The organism is Paenibacillus auburnensis (assembly GCF_927798115.1).
GTDB lineage: Bacteria > Bacillota > Bacilli > Paenibacillales > Paenibacillaceae > Paenibacillus_AQ > Paenibacillus_AQ auburnensis.
Window position 1 is genome coordinate 2,479,539 of the sequence record NZ_CAKMMG010000001.1, and the last position, 21,481, is coordinate 2,501,019.

Genomic DNA, 21,481 nt, shown 5'->3' on the forward strand with positions numbered 1-21,481 from the left:
GCGGCCTCTCCTAATCCTGGTAGTTATTAATTATTGATTGATAATGGCTTTGACTTCAGCTGCTGCAGAATCCAATTCTTCCTTAACGCTTTCTCTGCTATACTTGCCCTTCACGCCGGCAACGATATCCCAAACGTTGGCAAAATGCTTTTGCAGTGCAGTTTCTGTAGGTCCCCATTGCGGAATAGCCGGATAGGTTCTTCCGTATTTCGTTGCTTCCGAGAATGCTTTCATGTTGGCATCCAGATCTGGCGATTCCAGAAGAGACAGTCTGGCTGGAAGCTGACCGGATACGGCAGCATAGGCATTCTGTGCTTCATCGGAGGTCAGGTATTTAATAAGCTCCCAAGTAGCTTCCTTGTTCTTCGAGCCGCTGAATACGGTCAATTCACTGCCGCCGACAAAGGTTGCTTGTCCGCCGGGACCGGCTGGAAGCGGAGCAACCGCGAAGTTTTTCGCAGCTTTCTTGTCATCCATACCGCCGTTTGCTTTTGGTGTCGCAAAGTTCTTCGCAAGCCATGGGCCGGAGATAATTACAGCCGATTTGCCATCACCGAAGTCACCCTCGATCTGCGACGAGTTCTTTTCAAGCGATGCCTTGTCAACAAGGCCTTCTGCTGCGAGTCCTGTGTAGTACATAACGCCATCAAGCCCTTTGTCTTCGTTGAAGGTTACGTTTTTGTTATCTTCCGACAGAACGTCGCCGCCTGCAGCCCAGATCCAAGGGAAGATATTATGCACTACGTTCCAGTCGTTCTTGCCCGGAAGTCCAAGTGCAGCGATCTTCTTCCCGTCAACCGTCTGTCCGTTGACCGCTTGCAGCGCACTTTTGAAGGAATCCCAATCCTTAAAAGCTGTTGCTGTATCAACACCGGCTTGCTTGAATACATCCGTCCGGTAGTAAATCGCACGCGCATCTACGAACCAAGGCACTCCGTATACTTCACTGTCGCCTGCGATGGAGGTTGTTTTCCAGATAGCCGGCAAGAAGGCTTCTGCGCCGCCCACATCGGCCACTTTGTCAGTCACCTTGTCAATACCGCCCATGCTGGCAATTGCCGGTACCCAGGTGCTACCCAGTTGAAGCAGATCCGGACCCTCGCCGCTTGTCGCCGCCGTTGTGATCTTGGTCCAGGCAGAGCCCCAGTCAAGCACTGTTACTTTAACGGTGACATTCGGGTGCTCTTTCAGGTAGGGATCAAGGGTCTTCAGGAAGTCTGCATCCGGCTTGGGACTGTTCGGCATCACCCAGGCGTTCAGGGTAACCGGTTCTGTACTTGGAGCTTTAGAAGCTGCTGGAGCCGTAGTTGCGCTGGATTCTCCTTGCTTTCCTCCGTTGTTAGCGGAATTTGATGAATTGTTATTGCCACCACATCCGCTGACGACTACTGAAAATGCCATGAGCAGTGCACTGATTGATACTGCTGTCTTTTTCAAAATAAATCTCCCCCATTGTCGTTTGAAAATCGCGGAGAACGGTTACCCGTTCCCCATGTCTTGATTATAAAAGCGTTTCTTGCCCGTCTATATAACAAATCCCAAGCCTGGATAACAAATTATTAAGCTTGTCTCAAGGTGCCGGTATTGTTCCGTTGTTCAGCAACACCACATCATCGACATCCACCGCAAGATGGCCTGTGCCTCCATCCACAATATTTCCCAGTTCAAAGGAAATGCGGCCGATGGACGTGCTCCCTCCCGTGACGTCGAATTCTAAAGTGTAAGTGTTGTATTCTGTACCAAGATCAACGACTTTGCTCGCATATCCGTGCCAGGTGTAATTATTCGCGGCATCCAGCCAGCCGATGCTGATGTTCATTTTACGTGCCGCTTCTGCCTTGGCTTTAAACGTGAGCGTATAATGATTGCCTTCGTTGTAGGCTACTCCCTCGTAATAGACCTGCCGGTCCCAGCTGTTCGTCCCTGTGGAGCCTACCTGCATGCGCAGCGCCCCATTTACATTGTCAATAGACAACTCTCCGCTGTCGGATGAATAGCTGCTCCAGCCTTTAAGCGGAGCCGAGAAGTCTCCGTTCGGGATCAAATTCTCCCCATAAGCCTCACCAGCCATCACCGGACTAACCTGAAGCAGAGAAATATTGCTTAGCTTGACACTATGCGCTCCAATCAGCTCGGACACCTTACCCAGAGTAAACTGAAGCAGGGCGGCGGGGTCACTTACAGGGGCAGTGAACAGGTATTCGAAATGTCCGCCGGTTTGGCTCAGGCTTGCTGTCTCGTTCATATATGGAGTCCAGTCGTTGTCGGACGAGCCGTCATGCTGGACCAGTACCCGGATCAGCCGCGCTATGGATGCTTCCGCATCGAAGCGAAGCAAATACTTCTTGCCTTGCTCCATCAGAATCGGGCCTTGCTTCACCTGAACATTCCATTCCTCGTCGCCGGTGCCGCCAAGGTCAACCTGCAACGCTCCAGGCTCGGCAGTCATTACTGTATTCTTTACCGGATCATTGTCGACCCAGTCCTTCTTGAACAGCGTCCAGCCTTCGGTCGAAGCTTCCCTGAAGCTGCCGTTCACCACCAGCTCACGGGAGAGATCCAGCCAAGCCAGATTGTAGCCGCTGCCTCCAAGACGGAAATAGTAGCTTCCGGCAGGCAGCTCAAGTGGCACACCGATGACTGTGCGGTAGGATTGGAGTCCTCCCGTTTCCCCGATTGCCGCACTGTAGACGGCTGCCGTCGCCACACTTCGCTTGCCGGCATCCAGAACGGAGAGCTCCAGTTCGGAATCGGCCCGTACACTGGATACTCTGGCCACAGGAACTATGCTTGCCGCATGAGGAAGAACCACTTTGTACTCCGCGTAATCGCCCTTATCCATATCGGTGATGTCTTTGCCGCCTTCTCCGCTTGGCATCAGGCTGATTCCCGATGCCCCGGAGTACTGATCGCCCCGGAGATGCAGGTAGCCGTTTAATGCTGGCGGCTCGGCCATACGGACGAGACGCACATTATCGATCTCAGTGTGCCCGGCAGCCTGGCCCAGAAGGAATGATAATGTACCTTCGGTGCCGGCAGAGACGGGCATGGAGATCTCCGCTGTGTAGCTCTTCCATTGCGGCGTCAGAGTGAGCGATGATCCGTCAGGATAGAGGGTATCTCCGCCACCGGCCTCCAGCTTTATACCCACCGGCTGAGACTGATCCGACCTTGCATCGAAATAGAGTTGATAGACGCCTCCTGCAGACAAAGGCAGACCTGTCTGCGTAAGCATCACATCCTCGGCCGACTTCCCGGTGTTATCGACTTGCACACTGAATACCCGTTTCATGAGCGGAAGCTCCAGGATATTGGTTACCCTGGCTTCAGCCACTGTACCCGAGTCCGGCTTAACTGCAAATCTCCAATAGCCCAGCCGGTCTTCTCCCAGCTCAAACCCTCCGTTGTAAATGAGGTTGCCGTCAGCCAGCGGAGTGCGGACTACCGGCAGGGGCTGCGTCTCACTTACCCGGACATTAGCGAAATAGGCTGTAATATCGTTTAGACCGAGATTGAATTCAAAACGGACATTGTTGTCGGTAGCCTGTGCCATGTTAAAGGTGTACTCAAAAGATTGCCAGTCCGGGGTAAGCTGGAAATTCCGTTCTTTAGAGTACGCTGTCCATCCGCCGCCGAACTCGGTCAGCTTGCTCATCACCGGACGGACCGCATCTGCTTTGGCATCAAACGTTACTTTGTAGGCTTTGCCCTTCTCCAGAAGAAGCGGCATTTGGGTGAGCTGAACAGAATAATTTTGGGTTCCCGCCTCTTGGATAGCCACCTTCACTGCCTTACCCTTATCCTTGTCTTCGATGACAGAAGATGTGCCCGCACCGCCTGCATTCTTGATTAATTCCCAGTATTGCGGAAGTCCGTCGGCTGCTGCGGTGCCTTTGAAATCTCCGTTATAAATCTGGTTCCCGTCTGCAAGCACAGGACGCTGCGGATCGGAGGTTACGGGCTTTGTTGGCCGTTTGCCCGTTACATCAGGCCACTCATCCAGCTGTTTATACTTATAAACCCGGACATAATCGACATACATCTTATCTGATTGGAAGTCAGCCGCCGGGTTGCCCGGCCAGTCGCCCCCGACCGCAAGATTGAGAATCATATAGAACGGCCGGTCAAACGGTGCAGGATACGTATAGTAATCCGGCTGACCTTCTGCCTTAGTCCCCCAATCACTCGTTTCGAAATACATTTTACCGTCCACGTAATACCGGATCAGGCCCGGAAGCCATTCAAGCGTGAAATCATGATAATCGTCAGCGAATGTTTTGCCTTCGGGCAGAACGTAAGTCTTGGATTGGGACATGTGCGGGATATCGTAATGAAGCGAACCATGAACGGTTCTAGGATACAGATCGGCCTTCTCCGTATCACCGGCCACCGGTCCCGTCAATTCCATAATGTCCATCTCGCCGCTACCAGGCCAAGGTCCGTACTGCTTCTCTTCATCGGTTGGCATCATCCAGATGGCCGGCCACATGCCTTGCTGAACCGGCAGCTTAGCACGCACTGTGAATTTACCGTAAGTCCAGTCACCCTTCATCTTGGAGGTCAGCTTGCCGGAAGTATACTCTTTTCCGCCGTAAGCTTCCTTCCGTGCTTCCAGTGCAAGCACACCCTGCCCGCTTTCCGTTTCGAGTGCAACGTTGTCCGGATGGTAATATTCCAGTTCGTTGTTGTATACAGTTCCGGTATCCTGCACATTCCATTTGTTCCCGTCAATGGAGCTGCCGTCGAATTCGTCGTTCCAGACTAGCTCCCAGGGATCGTTATTGGTTGCCGGAGTAGCCGTCGCCGTTGCAGCCGGTGTAGCGCTGGCCGTCGCCGTTGCAGCCGGTGTAGCGCTGGCCGTCGCTGCAGGCGTCGGTGACGGTGTCACACCTCCTCCGGTTCCACCGCCGGCTGCGGTAGCCGGCGCACTGGCCTGCGGTGAGGCTGCACTGCCGGATAAGCCACGAAGCGTCTCTCCGGTTTTGAGGGCTGTGCCGTTGAGAAGCACACTGCCCGCCTTTGGATCAAGCAAGCCTATTTGCCCCCGGTTCACAATTTCTGATCCGGCAGCGCCAGTACCGACGATTAGGGCATCCACCTTTGAGCCGGTCCCAATTTCAACTTTGGCTGGCTGGATCAATTCGATCCGGGCCACTGAGCTTTCATCCTCCAGGACGAGCCGCACAGGTACTTTGGGCTTGTCTACAATCGTCTGCCCCAGGGAAGATTTGTGAAAGACCACCGAATGTCCTCCGCCTCCGGAGATACGTGTGGTACCCTTCACCTTAATTCCGGAAAACGATACTGCTCCTTCACCCGTTCCGGCAGTCACATAGAGATTTCCGTTGACCGATCCGCCATCAATCCGTACGTCCGCCCGGTTAACAATAACATTGCCGGACACCTCACCAATCGAATAGCTTCCTTCGTCCGGACTAATCCATCCGATCATCCGGCCGAGCAGCACCGCCAGCTCGGCGCGTGTCATCGGAGCCTGCGGATTCAGCTTTCCTGCCAAGTCACCGCGAATATAATCGGCTTCAAGCATAGCGCTCACTGCTTCCCTGGCATAGCCGCTGACCGATGACCCGTCTGCCTGCGCGGCCAGTACAGTTTGAGAGGCGGCTTCCGGCTGGAAAGCCCGGCCAAGCATCGTTAACACATCCTGGCGGGTAACAGCGGCTTCCGGCTGAAACCGGCCGTCCGCGTAACCCTTGATAATACCCGCTGCGCTGATCCCGCCAATATCCTTGCCATACCAAGAAGAAGCGCTTACATCACTAAAAACGGCGCTACCCGAATCTGTGTAGCGAAACACCCGGTTCAGAATAACTGCCATCTCTGCGCGGGAGACTGCCCGGTTGGGCCCAAATTGCCCATGACCGTCTCCTTGCAGAATCCCGGCAGCTGCCAGCCTGTCCGCGGCCTCCGCCGCCCAATGCTGTTTCATATCGGTAAAGATTGCCGTTCCGGCTGCATTAACGGCGCTTGTGCTTACTGCTGATCCGGCTAGCCCTTCTGGACTGGCTGCTTTTGCGAGTCCGATGTTTCCCGGAAGCTGCAGGCCTGACAGCAGCATAACAGTAACCAGAAGCTTAGATATTCCCCTGCGGTACATCTTCACATTCCCCCTTATGTAAATACGTGTAGACTTCCGGCGTTGCCGCCGGTCGATTTCAGTATAGGGTTCGCCCGCTGCAGGTAACATACCAATTCCTTAGTGCGTATAACAAAGATACAACTTTCGCAGAAAATGAAAAAAGCCTAATTCTCTGGCAGCTGCAGCAGCTGCCTGAGAATTAGGCGCGGTGAATCTATGTAACTCTTGTTGAGCATCATTAGGTTTCCAATCAGGAGGATGCATGGATTTGGGGGAAATCCTGAGCAATATCCTCACCCGAAAACAGATCGTCAAGCGAACTGAGTGTTCCGTCTTCTTCCACCTGATAAACCGACATTTTCTCACCGTTGACCGTAAGTTCGATGAAACAGCCCCAGCAGTAGAACTGGTGTGAACCGATCTTGCCGATATCCTTGGAGTTGCAGTTTGGACACTTCATATAATACATTCCACCTATCCGTTAACAATATTAATGGCTTTTTGTAGCCGTTCTTCGCTCATCGCGGGAACCAGTACGGCATTCTCCCCAATGGACATCCCTTCAGAACAAGGCAGCCATTTGCGGCCTTCGATCAAATCAGTTACAAGCCCGTCACTGATTTCCAGCGCTACTATTGTGTTTCCCAACTTCTGGTCAAAATAAACATCGGATATTCGTCCTAGGTTCGTTCCGGATGCAGTCAGTACCTGCAAATCCTTCAGTTTGTTCTTTCCCAAAAGAAAAGTATATGGTATATGGTCAGTGTCGGCCTTAACAATCGACTCTTTACTGCGAATCATAATAGCATCTTCGCCATAAGCGACAATGTCTTCCCATGCCACAACTTTCACATGACTGGAGAAAAAAGACTTGCTTTCCAGTTCAATACCCGTAATATTCCAGTTTGAATCGAGTAAACAATCGACAAGTTTGCCGACTTCGTTACCTTCTTCAACTTCATATATAGTGAGGCCAATCAAATCTTGAAGTTTCATGGCTGCTAAGTCCCCTCACTTTGAGTAAAATTACGAGTTCCCAGAGAAGTGAATAACTGAAACAGACACAAGACTGTAGCAATCCCTGGTCTTATTTACGCAGCCGTTTCAGAATGGTTTCAACTTTTTGGGCAACGTACTCCATTTCTTCATTAGTATTACCCAAACCTGTGCTAAAACGAATCGCTGAATGTAAAAGTTCTGCCGGAAGTTTCATGGCCTGCAGAACATGCGAAATTTCAAGTGACCCCGAGGTGCAGGCCGAACCGCTGGCAGCAGCAATCCCCTCCATATCCAGGTTCATCAGGAGCACATCCGTGCTTGCCCCCGGGAAGCTGACATTCAGAATTCCCGGTAAAAAATGCTGTGCATTACCATTGATCACGTAAGCGTCCCGCCCGATCCGGCGGTCGAGCTCCTGTAGCAGTGTGTTTCGCAGCAGCAGAGCATGCTCCTGCCTCTGTGTCAGTCCCAGCACCGCAAGCTCCACTGCTTTGGCAAACCCGGCCGCACCTGCCAGGCTCTCTGTACCTGCCCGTCTGCCGCGCTCCTGCAGACCCCCGTGCAGCCTTGGATGCAGCGGCGCACCGCGGCGTACGTAGAGACCGCCTATGCCCTGCGGACCGCTGATTTTGTGGGCGGTAAAGCTCATGTAATCCACCGGCAGCTCACGTAGTGTAACAGGAAGCATTCCAAGGGCTTGTACAGCATCTACATGGAACAAAATGCCCCGCTCAGCGGCCAATTGTCCAATCTCCACAATCGGCTGCACCGTTCCAACCTCATTATTGGCAAACATCACACTAATTAGAACAGTATCTTCCCGCAGGGCTGCTTCAACATCTGCAGCAGCAACTAACCCCGTGGAGTCTACCGGCAGATAGGTGATGGAATAGCCCTGCCGTTCCAATTCCCCGCAGGTATGCAGGACCGCATGATGCTCAACAGCTGTAGTAATGATGTGCTTGCCTTTCTCTGCGGTGCCGGCAGCAGCACCGAACAAGGCCAGATTATCGCTCTCCGTGCCTCCGCTGGTAAAAATCCATTCATCAGGCGCACAGCCTAAAAAGCCCGCGATAGAATCGCGCGCACCGTTAATAATCTTTTTGGCGGAACGTCCGAACTGATGTACACTGGACGCATTGCCGTATTCTTCGATCATTATATTGTACATAACCTTAGCCACCTCCGGATGAACCGGGGTTGAGGCGGCGTGGTCCAAATAGATGGGCTTCATGACTTGTTTCTCCGCTTCTTGAAATTGAATTTCAGTATTTTCTTACAGGACTACTCGATTATACTGCTGAACAGATTCTTTTACCACCCGGGAATAAACACAATATTGTAATGTCTGTCAAGAGGCTGAACCTTCGATCCCCGGCAGGCATTCAGCTTATTTTCAGCTTCCCCTGATATACTGCCTCGGCGGGCACTCTGATTTCAAGAGATTCTAAATTCTTCAATACGGGCAGCAAGCTCATCCTCGGAGATGACCTCAATGCCGTTTTTCCGCAGAAGTGCGGCCGTTACGCCTTCTCCGGGAATTTTTCGGCCTGCGAATTCTCCGTTATAGATCATTGTACTTCCGCAGGATGGGCTGTTCTGCTTGAGTACAACGGTAGCAGCGCCGGATTCACGGGCTTTCTCCAGGGTCACATGAGCTCCCTTTAAATACATCCCGGTAACATCATTTCCCGCTCTGTCAATCACCCGGGCCTTCCCGTTCAGCACATCTTCACCGGTTCCACCGATGATTTCCGCCGGTTCTCTAGGGGTAGAGAAGCCGCCAAGCAGTTCGGGGCAGACTGCAGTGGCCTTGCCGCTGTCGAGCAGACTCATCAGACTCTCTTCCAGACAATCTGTACCATTATATCTGACTTTCATCCCGGCCAGACAGGAGCTTACCAATATCACAGGATCACTCTCTTTCTTTACTTCACTATTTTCTGCAGCTTGATTTATAATAGCTGTAACTGTTCAAGTTCCATTAATAATAAACACTCAGAGTATAGCACGGGGGCCCTAAAAGCTGTAAACTTTGCCGCCCAGTAGCAGATTAAAACGGAGGTGCAGCCAGGATGTGCGGCAGATACACGATTACAGTAACGATGGAGGAACTAATGCTGCGGTATTTTACGGATGACTCCAGTATTGTCCATTACACGCCTAAGTTCAATGTGGCTCCGATGCAGCATATTCCGGCGGTCATTCATAACGGCACCTCTAACAAGCTGGGAGTACTGCGCTGGGGACTGGTACCTTCCTGGGCCAAGGATGATAAAGCCGGAAGCAAAATGATTAATGCCCGTGCAGAATCACTGCTAGAGAAAGTCTCCTTTAAAGGGCTGATCCGCTCACGCCGCTGCCTCATTCCCGCCGACGGGTTTTATGAGTGGAAGCAGCAGGTCGGCGGTAAACAACCGATGCGGATTGTAATGCAGGACCGGAGTATTTTTTCGATGGCCGGCTTATATGATATTTGGACAGATGCCAGCGGCAACAAGCTCAGCACCTGTACGATTATTACCACAGAGGCGAACAGCCTGATGGCGGACATTCATGACCGGATGCCGGTTATTCTCAGCCCGGAAGCCGAATCACAATGGCTGGACCGCAGTAATCAGGACATCCCTTCCCTTATGCGTCTGCTCCGGCCTTACGATGCGGCACAGATGCGTGCCTATCCGGTATCCTCAGAGGTTGGTAATGTGCGCAATGACTATAAAGATCTTATTAAAGAAGCCTGATGCATTTAAGGGAAACATTACAAGTTTGTCAATTATCCATTTTTGCGTGTAAGGAAATGTCAGTTGGTTTAAATAAGTACATGGCTATAAAAAGCATATATATTAAGAGGAGATAGTATTTTGCAAACACTCAAATTCCAACAAGCGATCGCTGAAGGGACTCTGCTCGAGATTCATCTGATCAGCGGTGAAACCTACAGAGGGATATGTAAAAAGGGTACGTTAGCGGATTCCTTCGAGCTAAAAACAGACAAGGGTCTATTGTCCTTGCCCTATTGGACGATAAAACGGTTCAAAAAAATATAGATACGGTAAGCATTCATGAGGGGTCTTTGCCTTTCTTTCTAAGCAGCTTGGCTTTGGCCAGGGTGGTCCCTTGCGGGAAGGAAGTGAACTGGCTTTTGGACATGCCGATTTGTTGAGAGGTATAGATGCCGGTATGTCCCGAGAACAAATAACTCACGAGACAAGCGATAAAGAGGTAAACGGCTCCTTCGGCTCCAAACAATTCAATACCCATCAAAAAACAGGCGATAGGCGTGTTAGTGGCACCGCAGAATACGGCGACAAAACCGAGTGCGGCCAGAAAAGGGGCATACAGGTGTAAAAACCCGGATAATGCATGTCCCAGTGTAGCTCCAATGGCAAATAACGGAGTGACTTCCCCGCCTTGAAAGCCCGCTCCCAGGGTCAGCGATGTGAATACAAGCTTTCCTAAGAAGGCAAACGGAGCAACGTCCCCGGTAAATGAATCCTGAATCAAAGGGATCCCCAGCCCCAGGTAATCTCTAGTTCCCAAAACATACACCAGCACAATAATCACTATGCCACCTACAGCACTTTTTATCATTGGATTAGCGAACCAGCGGGTATAGCCCTTTTTCAGCGCATGAGTCAGCTCACTGAACAGGATGCTGGTAAGTCCAAACAAAATGGAAGCAAACACAACCTTAAGCAGCACTACAAAAGTCAGAGAAGGAATATCTCCTATAGGATAGTGCAAATGTGTGATGCCCCAGAATGAAGTAGCTGTCAAGTTTCCGACAAAGCTGGCGATAAAAGCAGGGATAAGTGCTTCATGACTGATTAATCCAATTGCAAGCACTTCCAGTCCAAATACCGTTCCCGCTAAAGGCGTTCCAAAGATCGAGCCGAAGCCGCCGCTAATCCCGCAAATCAGCAGAATCCTCCGGTCAACGGGACCGACCTTTAACATCTTTCCAAACCAATCGGCTAGGCTGCCGCCCATCTGCACCGCAGTCCCCTCGCGCCCCGCTGAACCTCCAAACAGGTGGGTGATCAGTGTTCCAAATAAAACAAGTGGTGCCATCCTCAGCGGAACAGCTTCATTCCCCTCTTGAATTTGCTCCAGAATTAAGTTATTTCCCTTAGCACTGCTGCCTCCATATCTGAAATATAGCAAGCTGACCAGCGCCCCTCCCAGAGGAAGCAAAAAGAGCAGCCACGGATGGGCCAATCTTATATCCGTCACAAAGTCCAGGCTTTTCAGAAAAAAGGCTGACGCTGTTCCTGTTAATATCCCCACTCCGCCCCCGAGTACAATCCACTTAAGTAAAGTTCCACACGATGCAGCAAACCACCATTTCTCAGCAGCCTCAGACCATTTTTGTTTCAACCGGGTCATACCATTCGTTCCCTTCGCGTGAAAATCGTACATAAAAATAGACTCCTACCAGGAAATATTTCGCTGGTAGGAGTCATGAGCCTCGCGGCAGTTACGGCGAACTCCATCGCCCTAGTATCGTAGACTTATTTTAGTATTTCGCATCAGAATCGTCAATAGTGAGGCTGGCCAGTTTCGAAGAGTTCCGGCATTTCATTCAAAGTCTTGTCGACAAATGTCACAAATAACACAAAAACCCCCTAATCTATCGACACAATGTGACATATGGGTCATTTATAATAACAATAGTAAACAGATAACTTTTATATACTTTCAAAAAACCTACATATACCCTGCCCTATATCCCTAAATATTTCATTTTTTATCAGTTTACCAAAATAAATGTACTACAAAATATTATATTGACGTAAGAATTATTAACATGTAGTATAAACCATAATTTATATACAAAGGTTTTGCCCGCCAGGTTGGGAAGCTTCTTTCTGTCTCTAATTGACCTCCGGTCTATTCAGCGCCCCGTGCTGTATTGCAGAAACGGACGTCGCCTAACAGAGAAAAGGGTTATTACCGTGGACAGAAGAAACACTTCAACATCATTAAGATCCAATCATTGGGCAAGCACTATCTAACTGCCGAGGAGGTCGAACAAAGCCTTAGACTACAGAGAGACAGCAAGAGCGCGGACTACATCCCAGAACAACTCAATTTTAAGTCCAGTATCCAGGTAAACTACTTACCCGTACTTAAAAAAGGAGGAGTAAACGGAATGACAAAAAAAAGAAATTGGTGGTCTATCTTACTTATCGTATCGCTCATAGGAATTTTGTTCACTGGCTGCAGTACAAATAACACTGCAAATACTCCTAACGCTACTGCAGAGAGCACAGCTCCTGCTGAAAGTGCAGCACCTGAAGCCTCCGCACCGGCCGCTGACGCACCAGTTGACGGCGGAACCCTCGTATTGAGCTCATTCTCTGATATCGTTAATATTAACCCGCTCCTGATTGGCGACACCTCTTCAGGCGATATCGCCAACTTCGTATTCGCACAAATCTATGATCTGGACCGCGCAGGGAATGTAACCGCTGAACCGTGGTCGCTGGCTGCAGAGCTTCCGGAAATCTCCGCAGATGGTCTGACCTATACCGTTAAATTGAAAGATAACATTAAATGGAGTGACGGCCAGCCGATCACTGCGGATGATGTAGTGTATACAGTTGAAACAGCGAAGAATCCGGAAACCGGATCACCGCTGATCAGCCAGTATGATAAGGTCAAAACCGTTGAGAAGGTTGATGACCATACCGTTAAATTTACAATGAACCAGGTCTATGCTCCGTTCCTGTATGCTTTGTGCCAAGCCATAGTGCCTGCGCATGTTCTGAAGGATGTTGCTCCAAAAGAAATGCAAACTAACCCGTACGGTACAGACCCGGCTAAAACCGTAACAAGCGGACCATGGAAATGGACAGCCTGGAAACAAGGCGAAAGCCACACGCTGGATGCCAATCCAGACTACTGGGGAGAAGTTAAACCTCATATTTCCCAGCTCGTATACAAAATCTACGCGGATCAGAATACCGAGGTTCAAGCCATTCTGAAAGGCGACACCGACCACATCAGTGCTATTCCGGTAACACAGGTTGAGGCAGCCAAAGCAGACGGCGATATTGCGATCATCCAAAAGCCGGGTGCGCAGTATGAATATCTTGGATTCAACTTTGATGCGAGCAATTTCAAGGACAAATATGGTTTATTCGAAGGCCAGAAAACCAGACAGGCGATTGCCCACGCGCTCAACCGTCAAGGCATGGTTGATAATATTCTTAAAGGTGTAGGCGCCCTGATGAATGCACCGTTCCTGCCGGATACTTGGGCTGACCCGGGTGATGCAGCTGTAAACTATGACTACAATGCAGAAACCGCCAAGAAGCTTCTCGCTGAAGATGGCTGGGTTGCCGGCACTGACGGCATCCTTACCAAAGACGGTCACCGCTTCTCCTTCGAGCTGCAGTACAATGCCGGCAACAGCCGCCGTGAACAGGTCGCTGCCGTTATCCAGCAGAACCTGAAGGATGTAGGTATCGAAGTGACTCCTAAAGCCATTGACTTCGCTTCCTGGATTGACCAGAATGTCACACCGGGTAAATTCCAGGCGGTTCTGCTGGCATGGTCCCTGAATAACCCCGATCCGGATGCAGAAAGTATCTTTTCCTCTAAATACTTCCCGCCTGCCGGCCAGAACGCTGGCTGGTATAAGAATGAAAAGCTGGATCAGCTGTGGGTAGACGGATACTCCACCGTTGACCAGGAGAAACGGAAAGAGATTTATAAAGAGGTAGGTAAAGAAATCTCCACAGATCTTCCTTACGTATTCTTGTACCAGTACGGTCAGGCGATTGGTACGGGTCCTAGAGTCCACTGGGCAGAAGAAGATGCTCCGGAACCATCCCTCGGCTATGGACAATTCTTCCATGCCATTAAATGGTGGGTAACTGACTAAACATAACGGACACAGGAAATAGAATCTCGGAAGGGGAAAGAGAAGTCTCTTTCTCCTTCTCCTTTTGTCTAAGGGAGATTGCCTTCCGGATTCTATACCCTAACTTCTCTAGGAGGATATAGTTCATGACAGAATATCTGATCCGTCGCGTACTGCAATCAGTACTGGTCATCTTTCTGATTACGCTGCTTACATTTCTTCTCATTCACGCTGCTCCCGGAGGGCCGACCAAAGTGATGCTGTCCCCGGGACTGTCCCCTGAGGTGCTTGAGCAGCAGGCTAAGAATCTCGGTCTGGATAAACCTATTCCGGTCCAGTATGTCCACTGGATTGGCGATTTGCTACAAGGCGATTTGGGTTACACTTTCAAAAACCATATTGCCGTATCGGATCTGCTCTGGCCGCGTATCGCCAATACTTTCATTCTCATGGGGGCTGCCTGGCTGGTTTCGCTGGTAATCTCGATCCCATGGGGAATCTATAACAGCACCAAGGTATACGGCTTGTCTGATCAGACGGCCTCCTTCATCTCCTATCTGGGGTTCGCGATGCCTACCTTTTGGTTCGGAATACTGCTTCAGCAGTGGCTGTCCATTAAGCTGGACTGGTTTCCACTCTCGGATATGCATTCTAGAGGACATGAGGGGGATATCGGAGACTTATTCATGCACCTCGTATTGCCCGTAACGGTTCTGGCACTTGGCTTCCTCGCCTCTTATATGAAATATGCCCGGTCAAGCATGCTGGAAGTCCTGGATCAGGATTATATCCGCACTGCCCGGGCCAAAGGAGTACAGGAACGTAAGGTTGTATTCCGGCATGCACTGCGCAACGCGCTTATCCCAATTATTACGATACTGGGACTTGATCTGCCTATTCTGGTAGCAGGGGCCACATTGACGGAGAATGTCTTCAACTGGCCGGGAATGGGCCGCTGGTTTGTAGAAATGGCGAACTCACGTGAATACTCGGCGCTTATGTCCATCACCATTGTCATAGCTGTCATGGTCGTCATCGGTAATCTGGTGGCTGATATCCTGTATGCCGTAGTAGATCCCCGTGTAAAACTCGGCAAGCAAGGAGGCAAAGCAGCATGAGTACCGACCATTCACAACTTGTTGCCCAATCGTCTGCATCTGCTTCCGGAACACCTGATAGCGGTTTGGCACCTACTCCCGGTCCGCAGATTCCAGCGGATGTTTCCAAGCGGCCTCCCGGCCCATGGGTAGTGCTGTGGAAGAAATTCTCCCGCAATCCTTACGCGATGAGCGGACTTATTGTATTGCTCGTCTTTATTATCGCCGGGATATTAGCCCCTAAGCTCACCAAGTTCGACCCGGCAGCCATTGATTTGATGTTTCCTAATCTGAAGCCGGGTGCCGAAGGCCATTTGCTCGGGACAGACGAGCTTGGCCGCGATGTGTTTACCAGACTTTTATACAGCGCGAGAATTTCACTGATGATCGGTTTCTCTGTTGCCTTGGCCTCCGTTGCGATCGGTTCCGTTATCGGGGCAATTTCAGGATATTTTGGCGGCTGGGTCGATACGGTATTCATGCGCATTGTTGATGTGATGAACTCTGTACCTTCCCTTTTCCTGAATATCCTGTTCATGGCCATCTTCGGGTCTCAGATTAAATACATGATTCTGATCCTGGCCCTGACGAGCTGGATGAGCATTGCCCGGCTGGTCCGCGGTACCTTCCTGCAGCTAAGGGAGATGCAATACGTTGAAGCCGCCAAAGCGATCGGCGTATCGAGCTGGGGAATTATTTTCCGCCATCTGCTGCGCAATGCGAGCTTCCCGATCATCGTCAATGCGACTCTCATGGTCGGCGGTGCCATCCTGAGTGAATCCGCACTCTCTTATCTGGGGCTAGGTGTTCAGGCACCGAAAGCCAGCTGGGGAGTCATGCTCAGCAATGCTCAGGAATTCATGCTGGTTGACCCGATGCAGGCCGTATATCCGGGCCTGTGCATTCTGCTTGTAGTACTCGCCGTCAACTTTATCGGTGACGGAATCCGGGATGCTCTTGATCCCAGACAGCAAGTGACCAAATCCCGGAGGAGGCTGGAAAAATGGCGGAAAAATTACTCGAAATCCGGAAACTGACCACCGGCTTTGCCACCGAAAAGGGGCTCGTCAAAGCTACAGATGCAATCTCGATTTCCGTTAAGAAAGGCCAGACGGTCTGTCTTGTCGGTGAATCCGGCAGCGGCAAAAGCGTTACCTCACTGGCTATCATGCGTTTGATCGATTATGCCGGAGGAATGATTATGGAAGGCAGCATTCATTTCCATGGTCAGGATCTTGCTGCGAAGAATCAGGAGGATATGCGTTTAATCCGCGGTAACCAGATCGCGATGATCTTTCAGGACCCGATGTCCTCACTGAATCCGGTATTCACTGTAGGTGAACAAATTGCCGAGAGCCTTCGGCTGCATCAGAACAAAGGTAATGACGAAGCGATGAAGGCTGCTGTTGACCTGCTTAAGCTGGTTGGCATTCCGGCACCCGAGATCCGGGCTAAGCAATATCCGCATGAACTGTCCGGCGGGATGTGTCAGCGCGTGGTCATCGCCATTGCGCTCGCCTGTAACCCCGAGCTGCTGATTGCTGATGAACCGACGACAGCCCTTGATGTTACGGTCCAAGCACAGATTCTCGATCTTCTGCGTAAGCTTCAGGCGGAGCTTGGCATGTCGATCCTGCTTATCACCCATGATATGGGGGTAGCTGCTGAGATGGCAGACCGGATCGCGGTTATGTATGCCGGGGCTATCGTCGAGGAAGGTACGGTTGAAGAGATTTTCGACCACCCCAGCCATCCGTATACAGTGGGGCTGCTGCAGTCCATCCCCGGCTTTGAAGGGGAACGCGGCGGTGAGCTGTATACCATTCGCGGAACCATCCCGCCGATCGGCCAGCTTCCATCCGGCTGCCGTTTCCATCCGCGCTGCCCGCATGCGATGGACGTCTGCCGCAGCCAGGAGCCGCCGAATTTCATGATTACAAGCGATCACCGGACGTCCTGCTGGCTGTTCCAAGACAAACCGGTCCAGACCGATTACAGCGATGAGGTGAGAACACATGGGTAATGAAGCGGTTGTTACAGCTGACAGTAAAGCTTTGTCCTCAGCCGAGGTACTGGTTGATATAAAGGACGTCAAAAAATATTTCCCCATCACCAAAGGCCTGCTAAACCGGACTGTTGGCCAAGTAAAAGCTGTTGACGGGGTAAGCCTGGCCATCCGCAAAGGCGAAACCTTCGGCCTGGTCGGAGAATCCGGCTGCGGGAAGTCTACCTTCGGACGTCTGCTGCTCCGGCTGCAGAGTGTGACAGAAGGAGAAGTGCTGTTTAAAGGTAAAGATATTCATTCTCTGGGGCATCAGGAGATGCGCCGCCTGCGCGAGGAAATGCAGATTATTTTTCAGGACCCTTTCGGATCACTGAATCCCCGCTTTCTCGTCAAGGATATTATCGGCGAACCGCTGCGCATTCACCGGAGCATGTCTGCACGGGATATCGATGCCCGAGTGGTGGAGCTTATGGAACTCGTAGGGCTTGATGCCAGCCGGAGAAACCGCTATCCGCATGAGTTCTCCGGCGGACAGCGCCAGCGGATCGGTATCGCCCGGGCAATCGCGCTGAATCCGCAGTTCATCGTTGCCGATGAAGCGGTATCCGCGCTCGATGTATCCGTCCAGTCCCAGGTGATCAATCTGCTCATGAAGCTGCAGAAGGAGCTTGGACTGACCTTCTTATTCATTGCCCACGGCCTGAATGTCGTACGCCATATCTCGGACCGCGTAGGAGTTATGTATCTGGGCAAAATGGTTGAAGTCGCTGAGACGGAGGCGCTGTTCGCCGCTCCTCTGCATCCTTACACAGCAGCGCTTCTCTCCGCCATTCCCAAGCCGACCCCAAGACGCAAGCAGGACCGGATCGTCCTGGAGGGTGATGTTCCTTCTCCCGCCAATCCCCCTTCCGGCTGCAGGTTTCATACCCGCTGCCCTTTGGCACAGGAGAAATGCCGAATGCAGGAGCCGCTGCTTGAGGAGGCAGCACCCGGGCGGATGGTAGCCTGCCATTTCCCGCTGGCTTCTGTGTAACAGAAGATTTTTTCTCAGGAAGCAGCAAAAAAACGCCTAACCGGCCGGTTAGGCGTTTTTGGTGTAGCTAACAATACAGATGAGGAACAGCTCTGAAGAGCAGCTCAGATGTAGAACATATAGTTATCTGCCTTGTTTTCTTCCTTATAGTTAATCAGGTCAGACAAGGTGGTGGAATCCATCACATCGGCGATGCTATCGCGGATACGCAGCCAGAGATCGCGTTTGGCCGGGTCGTCTTCCTCGGTGAAATCAACCGGGGAGATCGGTCCTTCCAGCACGCGGATAATGTCACCGGCAGTGATGGTGGCTGAATCGCGGGACAGAATATATCCGCCGTAAGCACCGCGGATGCTCTTTACAAGTCCGGCATTCCGCAGCGGGGCAATTAATTGCTCCAGATAATGCTCGGACAATCCGTTTTTTTCGGCAATACTTTTAAGCGATGTAGGCCCCTCGCCGAATTTCAGGGCAAGCTCCATCATAATGGTTAATCCGTAACGTCCTTTTGTTGATATTTTCAAAGGGGCACCTCTTTCGGTTTAATTGCTGCTGGTGTCTGAATCATAGAAAGCTCAGTAGACATGAGAAATGTCATATCAACGTATTCCGATGTTTGCTCTATGCTTATGTTATCATATCTGCGGACACATTTGCAGCGCAAAACACAACTTTTTGGCAAAATGTTCGCCTCCGGTGGACAAATTGTCAAAATCGCCTGCTTTTCCGCAACAAATTCCTCTGATCAAAGGCAGCTTGGGGTAGACAGGTGTGTTATAATACAAAATGAGCCGGGTGTTTAGTGTGATACCGGTATTTTTTGCATAGAAAATGGTGATTACGATGACAAAGGCAAATCAGGATACACGTGTCGTCGTCGGCATGTCTGGAGGAGTCGATTCCTCCGTTACAGCGCTTCTGCTCAAGCAGCAGGGCTATGACGTCATCGGCATCTTCATGAAGAACTGGGACGATACCGACGAGTTCGGTGTATGCACGGCTGAGACCGATGCTGAGGATGTACGCCGCGTATGCGAGCAGATCGATATTCCTTACTATACCGTTAATTTCGAGAAGGAATACTTTGATAAAGTCTTTTCCTATTTCCTCGATGAATATAAGGCCGGGCGGACGCCTAATCCGGATGTAATGTGCAACCGCGAGATCAAGTTCGGGGAATTCCTGAACAAAGCACTGCAGCTGGGTGCCGATTATGTAGCCACCGGCCATTATGCCCGTGTTGTGGAGGAAGATGGCGTGTTTAAGCTGCTCCGCGGAGTGGACAGCAATAAAGACCAGACCTACTTCCTGAATGCGCTGAACCAGTACCAGCTCTCCAAAGCGATGTTCCCGATCGGCCACCTGCCGAAACCGGAAGTGCGGAGAATCGCTGAAGAAGCCGGACTCTACACCGCGAAGAAAAAAGACAGCACCGGCGTCTGCTTCATCGGTGAACGCAATTTCCGCGAATTCCTCAGCCAGTATCTGCCGGCACAATCCGGGGACATGGTCGATATCGCCACAGGTGAAGTCAAAGGCCGGCATGAAGGCCTGATGTATTACACACTGGGCCAGCGTCAGGGTCTGGGCATCGGCGGTTCCGGCACAGGCGAACCTTGGTTTGTGGCCGAGAAGGATCTGGAGAAGAATGTTCTTTATGTTGTACAGGGGGACAAGCACCACAGTCTCTACTCCACAAGCCTGAACGCTTCCGGTGTGAACTGGATCGACGGCCGGACGCTTACACCTGGAGACGCACCACTGAAATGCACCGCCAAGTTCCGTTACCGTCAGCCTGATCAGGGTGTTACGCTGACTGCGCGGGAAGACGGCACCGTTCATGTCGAATTCGATGTTCCGCAAAAGGCGATTACACCGGGCCAGGCCGTTGTTTTCTATCTTGGCGAACAATGCCTGGGCGGCGGAACTATTGAAGCTGCGGAGAAGGTCATTCCTCAGCCGCACTAAACCAGCAGACACTAAAAACTCTCTTCGGCCGAAAGCCAAAGAGAGTTTTTTTGTTGCCTTACCTTAGTGCTAGCTCATTAATATCCGCTCAGCGTTAATTCTGCCCCCGCCGCAGCGACTGGTTATGGCGGATCTTCGCTTCATTCCCCTGCTCGGTTGCCTGATAGAATACTCTTCGGGCAATCTGCTTCGGCAGATAGTCCTGTTTGACATAATGGCCCGGAAAATTATGCGGATACTGGTATCCCTCATGCCCGAGCTTCACCGCTCCCTTGTAATGCGTATCACGCAGATGCAGCGGCACCTCAGCGGATTTGAGTTCTTCGATGGCGTCCATGACATTCGAGATTGCCGTTACGACACCGTTGGATTTAGGGCTCTCTACTGCGAACAGAATAGCCTGGACAATATTAAGCCTCGCCTCCGGCCAGCCGTTATTGCGGTAGGCGTCCAGTGCACTGACCGCCTGCACCATGGCCTGCGGGTTCGCCAGTCCAATGTCCTCAGAGCTTGCGGCAATCAGCCGGCGGATGAACGTCATCGGATCCATGCCGAGCTTCTCGACGGCGTAGAGAAACCAGAACAGCGCGGCGTCGCTGGAGCCGCGGATGCTTTTATGAAACGCTGAGAGCACGTCGTATTGGGTGGATTCGTCCGCTTTGACAATCGGACGACGGATTGATTCCTCCGCTACCGCCAGCGTAATATGCACGCTGCCGTCAGGCTCCGGTGCTGTCGTCATCGCTGCCAGCTCCAGTGCATTCAGCGCGCGGCGGATGTCGCCGTTCGCCATCGCAGCGATATGCAGCAGCGCGTCTTCGTCTGCCTGCAGCCGCATAAAGCCGAGTCCCCGCTTCTCGTCAGCGAGCGCCCGCCGCATCGCAGTCAGGCTATGTTCGCTGGTCAAGGATTCCAGCTGAAACAGCGTGGAACGGCTCATAAGCGCCCCGTTCACATAGTGGAACGGATTCTCCGTCGTTGCGCCGATAAAGATAATCGTGCCCTTCTCCACGGCGGGCAGCAGCGCATCCTGGCGGGAGCTGTTAAAACGGTGCACCTCATCCAGAAAAAGAATCGTTTTGGTGCCGTACAGTGCCTTGTTGCTCTGCGCACGGTCGATCACTTCCCGCACATCCTTTACGGAGGCTTCGACCGCATTCAGCCGCACAAATTCGCCCTGTGTATGGTGGGGAATAATATGGGCCAGCGTCGTTTTGCCGCAGCCCGGCGGGCCATACAGCAGGATTGAAGAGACCTGGTCAGCCTCTATCGCCCTGCGCAGCAGCTTGCCCTTGCCGACAATATGTTCCTGTCCGATATATTCATCGAGATTCTCCGGGCGCATGCGGTCTGCCAGCAGGCGTCCGCTTCCGGTATCATCCCCGAGGGAAAATAAATCCATAACTCC

Annotated in this window: 17 protein-coding genes and 1 riboswitch; of the genes, 8 read left to right on the top strand and 9 right to left on the bottom strand. The window is 51.5% G+C overall.

The genetic code is table 11. The features are described 5' to 3' along the window. Positions 1–30: 30 nt before the first annotated feature. From L6H70_RS11440 to L6H70_RS11465, 6 genes are all read right to left on the bottom strand, one after another. Positions 31–1,437, bottom strand: coding sequence for a sugar ABC transporter substrate-binding protein (locus L6H70_RS11440; protein WP_236332852.1), 1,407 nt, complete (start codon positions 1,435–1,437; stop codon positions 31–33). A 133-nt stretch (positions 1,438–1,570) separates the two neighbouring features. Then, positions 1,571–6,208 (bottom strand): carbohydrate binding domain-containing protein, encoded by a 4,638-nt coding sequence (locus L6H70_RS11445; RefSeq protein ID WP_236332854.1) that lies wholly within the window; start codon positions 6,206–6,208, stop codon positions 1,571–1,573. Positions 6,209–6,350: 142 nt separating this feature from the next. Then, on the bottom strand, positions 6,351–6,560 hold the full coding sequence (locus tag L6H70_RS11450; protein ID WP_054941855.1) for a hypothetical protein: 210 nt from the start codon (positions 6,558–6,560) through the stop codon (positions 6,351–6,353). Between the two features lie 14 nt (positions 6,561–6,574). Further along, positions 6,575–7,096 (bottom strand): PRC-barrel domain-containing protein, encoded by a 522-nt coding sequence (locus L6H70_RS11455; RefSeq protein WP_054941856.1) that lies wholly within the window; start codon positions 7,094–7,096, stop codon positions 6,575–6,577. A 91-nt stretch (positions 7,097–7,187) separates the two neighbouring features. Continuing rightward, positions 7,188–8,333: a cysteine desulfurase family protein gene (locus L6H70_RS11460; protein ID WP_236332856.1), complete on the bottom strand. Its 1,146-nt coding sequence runs from the start codon at positions 8,331–8,333 to the stop codon at positions 7,188–7,190. Between the two features lie 203 nt (positions 8,334–8,536). Beyond that, entirely contained in the window at positions 8,537–9,010 is a 474-nt protein-coding gene (locus L6H70_RS11465; RefSeq protein WP_236332858.1) for a 2-thiouracil desulfurase family protein, read from the bottom strand. 164 nt (positions 9,011–9,174) lie between these two features. Between L6H70_RS11465 and L6H70_RS11470 the strand changes: the two genes are divergently transcribed. Both L6H70_RS11470 and L6H70_RS11475 read left to right on the top strand, forming a co-directional pair. Beyond that, positions 9,175–9,843, top strand: a complete 669-nt coding sequence (locus tag L6H70_RS11470; RefSeq protein WP_236332860.1) for an SOS response-associated peptidase — start codon at positions 9,175–9,177, stop codon at positions 9,841–9,843. Between the two features lie 120 nt (positions 9,844–9,963). After that, on the top strand, positions 9,964–10,149 hold the full coding sequence (locus L6H70_RS11475; RefSeq protein WP_236332862.1) for a hypothetical protein: 186 nt from the start codon (positions 9,964–9,966) through the stop codon (positions 10,147–10,149). Positions 10,150–10,162: 13 nt separating this feature from the next. Here the strand turns inward: L6H70_RS11475 and L6H70_RS11480 are convergent, their stop codons facing one another. After that, on the bottom strand, positions 10,163–11,521 hold the full coding sequence (locus tag L6H70_RS11480) for a voltage-gated chloride channel family protein (RefSeq protein ID WP_423802794.1): 1,359 nt from the start codon (positions 11,519–11,521) through the stop codon (positions 10,163–10,165). A gap of 27 nt (positions 11,522–11,548) precedes the next feature. Then, a riboswitch (Fluoride riboswitch) is annotated at positions 11,549–11,608 on the bottom strand. A gap of 646 nt (positions 11,609–12,254) precedes the next feature. Here L6H70_RS11480 and L6H70_RS11485 point away from each other — a divergent pair. The 5 genes from L6H70_RS11485 to L6H70_RS11505 all read left to right on the top strand — a co-directional run bounded on the left by L6H70_RS11485 (position 12,255) and on the right by L6H70_RS11505 (position 18,105). Then, positions 12,255–13,991 carry a peptide-binding protein gene (locus L6H70_RS11485; protein ID WP_236332864.1) on the top strand — a complete coding sequence of 579 codons (1,737 nt, stop codon included), beginning with the start codon at positions 12,255–12,257 and terminating at the stop codon, positions 13,989–13,991. Between the two features lie 125 nt (positions 13,992–14,116). After that, the gene (locus L6H70_RS11490; RefSeq protein ID WP_236332866.1) at positions 14,117–15,088 is read left to right on the top strand and encodes an ABC transporter permease; all 972 of its coding nucleotides are present in this window, start codon (positions 14,117–14,119) and stop codon (positions 15,086–15,088) included. Beyond that, positions 15,085–16,104 carry an ABC transporter permease gene (locus tag L6H70_RS11495; RefSeq protein WP_236332868.1) on the top strand — a complete coding sequence of 340 codons (1,020 nt, stop codon included), beginning with the start codon at positions 15,085–15,087 and terminating at the stop codon, positions 16,102–16,104. The genes L6H70_RS11490 and L6H70_RS11495 overlap by 4 nt, the downstream gene beginning before the upstream one ends. Further along, positions 16,071–17,090, top strand: coding sequence for an ABC transporter ATP-binding protein (locus L6H70_RS11500; RefSeq protein ID WP_236332870.1), 1,020 nt, complete (start codon positions 16,071–16,073; stop codon positions 17,088–17,090). Before L6H70_RS11495 ends, L6H70_RS11500 begins: the two co-directional genes overlap by 34 nt. Beyond that, positions 17,083–18,105, top strand: a complete 1,023-nt coding sequence (locus L6H70_RS11505; protein ID WP_236332872.1) for an ABC transporter ATP-binding protein — start codon at positions 17,083–17,085, stop codon at positions 18,103–18,105. Before L6H70_RS11500 ends, L6H70_RS11505 begins: the two co-directional genes overlap by 8 nt. Before the next feature lie 104 nt (positions 18,106–18,209). On the opposite strand, the gene cymR is transcribed toward L6H70_RS11505, so the two are convergent. Further along, positions 18,210–18,629, bottom strand: coding sequence for a cysteine metabolism transcriptional regulator CymR (cymR, locus tag L6H70_RS11510; protein ID WP_054941865.1), 420 nt, complete (start codon positions 18,627–18,629; stop codon positions 18,210–18,212). Between the two features lie 319 nt (positions 18,630–18,948). On the opposite strand from cymR, the gene mnmA reads away from it, so the two are divergent. Further along, the gene (mnmA, locus tag L6H70_RS11515; RefSeq protein WP_236332874.1) at positions 18,949–20,073 is read left to right on the top strand and encodes a tRNA 2-thiouridine(34) synthase MnmA; all 1,125 of its coding nucleotides are present in this window, start codon (positions 18,949–18,951) and stop codon (positions 20,071–20,073) included. A gap of 94 nt (positions 20,074–20,167) precedes the next feature. Here mnmA and L6H70_RS11520 read toward each other — a convergent pair whose 3' ends face one another. Continuing rightward, positions 20,168–21,475, bottom strand: coding sequence for a replication-associated recombination protein A (locus tag L6H70_RS11520; protein WP_236332876.1), 1,308 nt, complete (start codon positions 21,473–21,475; stop codon positions 20,168–20,170). Between the last annotated feature and the right edge of the window lie 6 nt (positions 21,476–21,481).